This is a genomic window from Streptomyces sp. MnatMP-M17 (genome assembly GCF_900091995.1).
Lineage (GTDB): Bacteria > Actinomycetota > Actinomycetes > Streptomycetales > Streptomycetaceae > Streptomyces.
Window position 1 is genome coordinate 1 of sequence record NZ_FMDK01001086.1, and the last position, 5,577, is coordinate 5,577.

The following is a 5,577-nucleotide window of genomic DNA, read 5'->3' on the forward strand; positions in this document are numbered from 1 at the left end:
CGCCCCCCCGCTGGCGAACGCGCCGACCCCGGCGGCCAGCCGCTGGCGGCCGAAGACCGTGGCGGGCTCGGCGGACGACCGGGCCAGCGCCTCCAGATCGTTCTTCAGGAAGAGAACGATCTCGCCCAGACAGATCAGCGCGGCGCCCGCGCCGATGCCCGGATGACCACCGGCCGCGATGACCGCCGTTCCCGCCGCCATCGCGCCGAAGCCCACCCATATCGCGGTGCGATAGGCGAGCCCGGCGATCCACTCCGACAGCAAGGGCTGCGCGACGACGAGGAGGCACGCGTATCCCATCAGCACCGCGCCGTAGAACGACGCCGAGGTACGAGGAACGGCGTAGAGCGCCAGATAGTGCTGGAAGAACATGAAGACGTACACGCTCAGCACGGTGACCGTGAAGGGCAGTGCCTCGCCCTTGGCGGGCGAGGACGGACGCGAGGGCCGGGACGGCGGAGGCTCCGGCGTTGACCGCGGTGGTTCCGGCGCTCGTGGCGCCGACGGCAGTAACGCGTGGCCGAGGCCGACCGCGGCGAACAGCAGCGTCACCGTACCGAACAGCGCGCCCGGCGACGTCAGGACGAACGGCGCGGCGGCCGGCGGACCGAGCGCGATTCCCGCGTTGAACGCCGAACCGCTCGCCGACAGCAGCCGGGGCCGCTCCGACTCCCGCGCGCCCTCCACCAGATACGCCTTGTTCGCGGGCAGATAGAGCGCCGCGCCGCACGAGACCAGAAACAGCGCGCCGACGGCGAGCGCCGGACTGCCGAGCCCCGGAACGAACGTCGCGAATCCCGCGATGCGTACGCCCAGCGCCACCAGCATCGTGGCCCGCAGCCCGATCCGCCGCGCCAGCGCCGCGCCCACCACTCCACCGGAGAACTGCACCAGCGAGGCGACGGCGAGCACCGCCCCGACCGTACCGAGGCCGAGCCCCAGCCGCTGATGCAGCAGCACCGACATATACGGCAGTACGGCGAAGCTGCCCAGCGTGATCAGGAACGAGCAGCCCAGCAGGAACGACTGCGGTCCGGTCGGCCGCCATCGGCCCGAGCGGCGCTGCCGGGTGGCGGTACGGGTACGGTCCCGTGCGCCGCCCTCGCGCTCACCGCCCACCGTCGTCCACGAGGATGGGACGCACACCCGCCGCGGCGCTCGCCGCCCGGTGCAGTGCCAGCTCCGCGGTGGCCGCCTCCGCCAGGACCATCCCGGTGCAGCCGCGCTGATCGGCCACCGTGGCGATCGTGTCGCCGGGCGCCCGCACCGGATACCAGCGCACCGCGCCCGGATGGGCGCCGAGCCCGTCGAGCCCGCGCCAGCCCGCCAGTTCACCGGTCCGGTCCGGATAGACCAGGACGAATCCGCAGGCGGGACCGGTGTGTTCGAGCGCCGAGTCCATCAGCCGGGGACGGCGGCCGAGCGCGGTGTCGATCATGGCGTCGTACACATTCGTCCGCAGGGACCGGCACAGCGCCTCACCAACCAGGGCGCCGCCGATCCTCCGGTTGATCTCGACCAGTTCGGGACCTTCGGCGGTGAGGATGAACTCGACATGGGCGAACCCGCCGTGGTGCCCGGCCGTATGCAGCACCCGGCCCACCCACTCCTCGATTCCGGCCGACTCGCCGTGAGGCAGCGCGACCGGGAAGGCGGCGGCCTCCTCCCGTACGGCGGGCTCCCGCGAGGTCTGCCGGCTGAGCACGCCCAGCAGCCGCGTCTCCCTGGCCCAGCTCAGAGTCTCCGCGCTGTAGAGCGGCCCGGCGAGGAAGGGCTCCGCGAACAGGTCGCCGGTGAAGGAGCGTCGGCTGGCCTCGGCGAGCGCGGCGCGCAGCGCCTCCTCGTCCCTGACGATCCAGACATCGCGGGACGAGGTGCCCGCGGAGTCCTTGAGGACGGCCGGCAGCCCGATCGTACGGAGCACCTCGGCGGCAGCCGTGTCCGTGGCCGTCGGCTCCGCGCCCAACGGCACCGGTACGGCAGGGCCCTTGCTCAGTCCGGCGCCGTGCAGCAGCGCCCGTACCCGCGCCTTGTCGCGCAGCACCCGTACCGCCGTCGGATCCGGGCCCGGCAGTCCGAACTCGGCCGCCAGATCGGCGGCCGGAACACTCCAGGTGTCCGTGGTGTTGATGAGACCCGTCAGATCGGGCAGGGCCGCCAGCGCGCGCCGCGTCGCCGTCCGGTCGAAGGTGTCGACATCGACCACGGTGAGCGCGCCGTCCGGCAGTGTGTCCGGGAGTGTGTCCAGCTCATGGCGGTACACGGACCGGTCGCCGGTCAGCAGTGTCAGCCCGTGTCCCGCGTCGGCCGCCGCGGCGGCCATCCTGGCCAGTCCGAAGGACAGTGACTCCAGCGCGGCGATCGTCATGACGGCTCTCCCTGCGACAACGGTTCCGGCCGGACGGCGGAGGATCCGCTCTCCGGTCCCACGTCGGCCACGACAAGTTCCTTGCGGGAACGGCGCTCCCACTCCATCACCGACCACGGCGGCCGGAGCTCGTCCAGGGTGTGGATCCGGCGTGGCCGCAGGGCGCGTATGTCCAGTGCCTCGGCGTGCCGGGCGAACACCCGCTCCGCGTACCGGTGTCCGGTGTCCGCGCCGATGACAAGATGCTGCCGTCCGGGATCGCGGTCCGCCTCCCAGCCCGCGACAAGATGCGCGGCTCCCGTGGACAGCCCGGCGAACACGGCGTGTTCACGGAGCAGACCGACCGCGCCCGCCATGGCATGGCGGAAGTCCACCCAGTGGAGCGTGTCGTACAGCTCGTGCCGGACATTGTCGAACGGGATGGAGCTTCCGATGCCCGCGATGATCGCCTCGGGATCGCTGAACCGCTCGCTGCCGAAGGTGACACTTCCGTACGGCTGGATTCCCACCAGCCGTACCGCGCGGCCCGATCCGCGCAGCGCCTCCACCAGACCGCCCGTCGACGCGCCGGTGCCGACGGCGCCGACCACCGTCAGCGGGCCGTCGGGCAGCGCCTCGGCGACCAGCGCCGCGAACTCCCGGTACCCGGCGTAGTGCACGGCGTCGTGGTACTGCCGCATCCAGTGGAAGTCCGGTCTGCGGGCGAGGAGTTCACGGACATGGCGCACCCGGCGCTCCTGGTCGAGCCGGAGACTCTCCGAAGGCGGCATCTGGTCGACCGTCGCGCCCAGGACCTCCAACTGGGCGCGCATCACCGCGTCCACGGTTGTCGACGCCACGATGTGGCAGCGCAGTCCGTAGCGGTGGCAGGCCATGGCGAGCGCCAGCGCGTAGATACCGCTCGAACTGTCGATGAGAGTCTGCCCGGGGGCGATACGGCCGCGCCGCAGCAGCGTACGGACCGCGCCGAGCGCCGCGTACACCTTCATCGTCTCGAAGCGGGCGAGGACGACATCGCCGCCGAGCCGGATCAGATCGGGCGCCTTCATCGCGTCGGTGATGTGCTCGTGTATCGCTGCACGCGCCGTCATTTCCGTGTCCCCCGTACGATCAGCCGGCGCGAGCGCTGGTCGTAGCCGGAGCCGTCGAAGCCTCCGAAGCACTCGACGTCCGTGAAGCCGGCCGCGACGAAGAGATCGTGCAGCTCGGCGGCGCTGTAGAGGTGGGAGGTGATCGACGCCGTACGCGCGGTCGAGCCGCGTACCAGCGTCCAGTCCGTCCGCAGCCGGCGCCAGCTGTCGAGCACCGTGTCGCGCTGGACGACATACGAACCGTCCGGGAGGTCCACCGCCTGCGGCCGTCCGATCCAGCCCGCCAGGACCTCCTTGCCCATCACATCCACCAGCAGCCGGCCGCCGGGCGCGAGGGATTCGTGGGCGTTGCGCAGAACGCGCAGATTGTCATGGGGATTGTCGAAGTAGCCGAAGGAGGTGAAGACATTGAGTACGACGTCGAAGGAGCCGGGCTCGACGTAGTCCAGCATGTCCGCCTTGACCAGGCGCACATCGGCCCCGGCCTCCGCGCAGGCCGTCTCCGCGCGCTCCAGCATGGACGGATTGAGATCGACACCGGTGACGGTGTATCCGCGCCGCGTCAGCGGCACCAGAAAGAGCCCGGGGCCGCAGCAGAGATCCAGCACCCGGGCGCCGGGCCCGAAGTCCAGCAGCGGCGAATCCGCGACGATGCCCGCGACCTCCACGCCGCGGGCGGCCGAGAACATCGTGGGCGCGAAGTCGGACCAGAGGGAGTCGTCCTCGTACCACTTCAACCGTGCTGCCCTCTTTCTGGGCCCCAACGGCCCGTGATCCGTGCCCTGTTGTCCACTCCTTGTCAGTAGTCGGGCGCGGGCGACGGCTGGTTCCCGGGAGACCGGGGAGACGTCCGGGACAACAGAGAAGCGCCGCCGGAAACCGGCCCGGCGGCGCTCGATTCCGCGGTCAGCCGCGCTTGGCCGCGGCCACGGCCGTGCGGATCGTCTCCGCGTCCGCGCTCGCCGCCGGGACGTCGAGGTTGTCGCCGTGTTCGCGCAGATTCTGTCCGTACGGCAAGCCGTAGACCGGAGTGTCGCGCTCGAAGCGCCAGCTCTCCGAGAGCGGGCCCACGTCCACGATGTCATAGCCGAGGAGGTCGAGCAGCCGTGCGGCGGAGGCCTTCGCCTCCTCGTCGTCACCCGCGATCGGCAGGGCCGTGCGGTCGGACGCGCCCGTGGGCCGTGCCAGCGAGGCGAGATGCTTGAAGAAGATGTTGTTGAACGCCTTGACGACCTTCGACTCCGGAAGGTGCTCCTGGAGCAGACCGCTGACGGTGGTCTTCTCCGCGTCCAGCTCCGGGAACCGCCCGTCGCGCTCGGGATAGTAGTTGTTGGTGTCGAGGACCACCTTTCCCGCCAGCGGCGCCACCGGCACCTGGCGGTAGTGCTTCAGCGGGACGGTGACCACGACCCAGTCGCCGGCCTCCGCCGCCTCGGCGGGTGTCGCGGCCCGCGCCCGCGGGCCCAGCTCGGCCACCAGGCCGGCCAGGGTCTCCGGCCCGCGGGAATTGCTCAGAACCACATCGATTCCGGCGGCGACCGCCAGCCGCGCCAGGGTGCCACCGATGTTTCCACTGCCGATCAGTCCAAGAGTGCTCATACGGGTGCCAGCGGAGGACACCGCGGCGGTATTCCCCGCCACGGTGTCCCGGCCGCTTTCGGAGTAGTTTCCGGACCCGGCGGTCAGCAGTTCTTGTAGTCGGCGCGCGTGGAGTTGTACGAGCAGGTGTCGTGCACCGCTCCCGTGGACCGGGTCAGTGTGGCCTTGTCCTTGTCGTTGTTCCAGACATAGGCGGCGCGCTGCTGGAACACCGTCGTAGCGGTGTTGGTGCCCTTGCCCGTCTTCACGGTGACGGTCTTCCCGGCCTTGAGCGTGAACGTCTTGAACGTGTACGCGTGCCGGGAGGCGTCGGTGAGCTTCCAGCCCTTGAGGCTCACCGACTTGGCGGTGGTGTTCTTGATCTGGACCCACTCGCCGTTCAGGCTGGCATTGGTCCGCTTGTCCGAGCCGGGGGAGTCGTACCAGATCTTGGTGATGTGCACGGATCCGGCGGCCTGCGCCTGTCCGGGAAACATCATCAGGGTGGCGGCTGCCGCCGCGAGAGCGGCGGGCGCGCCG

General features: G+C 70.8%; 6 protein-coding genes. All 6 read right to left on the bottom strand.

Annotation, left to right across the window (positions count from 1 at the left end; genetic code table 11):
* Positions 1 to 1,119, bottom strand: a 1,119-nt coding sequence (locus GA0115259_RS36240; RefSeq protein ID WP_107469391.1) for an MFS transporter, incomplete at its 3' end; no start/stop codon positions are given.
* Positions 1,109 to 2,368 carry an ATP-grasp domain-containing protein gene (locus GA0115259_RS36245; RefSeq protein ID WP_093604703.1) on the bottom strand — a complete coding sequence of 420 codons (1,260 nt, stop codon included), beginning with the start codon at positions 2,366 to 2,368 and terminating at the stop codon, positions 1,109 to 1,111. The genes GA0115259_RS36240 and GA0115259_RS36245, both read right to left, overlap by 11 nt.
* The gene (locus tag GA0115259_RS36250; protein WP_093604705.1) at positions 2,365 to 3,459 is read right to left on the bottom strand and encodes a pyridoxal-phosphate dependent enzyme; all 1,095 of its coding nucleotides are present in this window, start codon (positions 3,457 to 3,459) and stop codon (positions 2,365 to 2,367) included. The genes GA0115259_RS36245 and GA0115259_RS36250 overlap by 4 nt, the downstream gene beginning before the upstream one ends.
* Entirely contained in the window at positions 3,456 to 4,196 is a 741-nt protein-coding gene (locus GA0115259_RS36255) for a class I SAM-dependent methyltransferase (protein ID WP_093604707.1), read from the bottom strand. Before GA0115259_RS36255 ends, GA0115259_RS36250 begins: the two co-directional genes overlap by 4 nt.
* A gap of 169 nt (positions 4,197 to 4,365) precedes the next feature.
* On the bottom strand, positions 4,366 to 5,100 hold the full coding sequence (locus GA0115259_RS36260) for an NADPH-dependent F420 reductase (protein ID WP_345941084.1): 735 nt from the start codon (positions 5,098 to 5,100) through the stop codon (positions 4,366 to 4,368).
* A 41-nt stretch (positions 5,101 to 5,141) separates the two neighbouring features.
* A partial coding sequence (locus GA0115259_RS36265) for a lamin tail domain-containing protein (RefSeq protein WP_345941085.1) occupies positions 5,142 to 5,577 on the bottom strand: 436 nt, incomplete at its 5' end.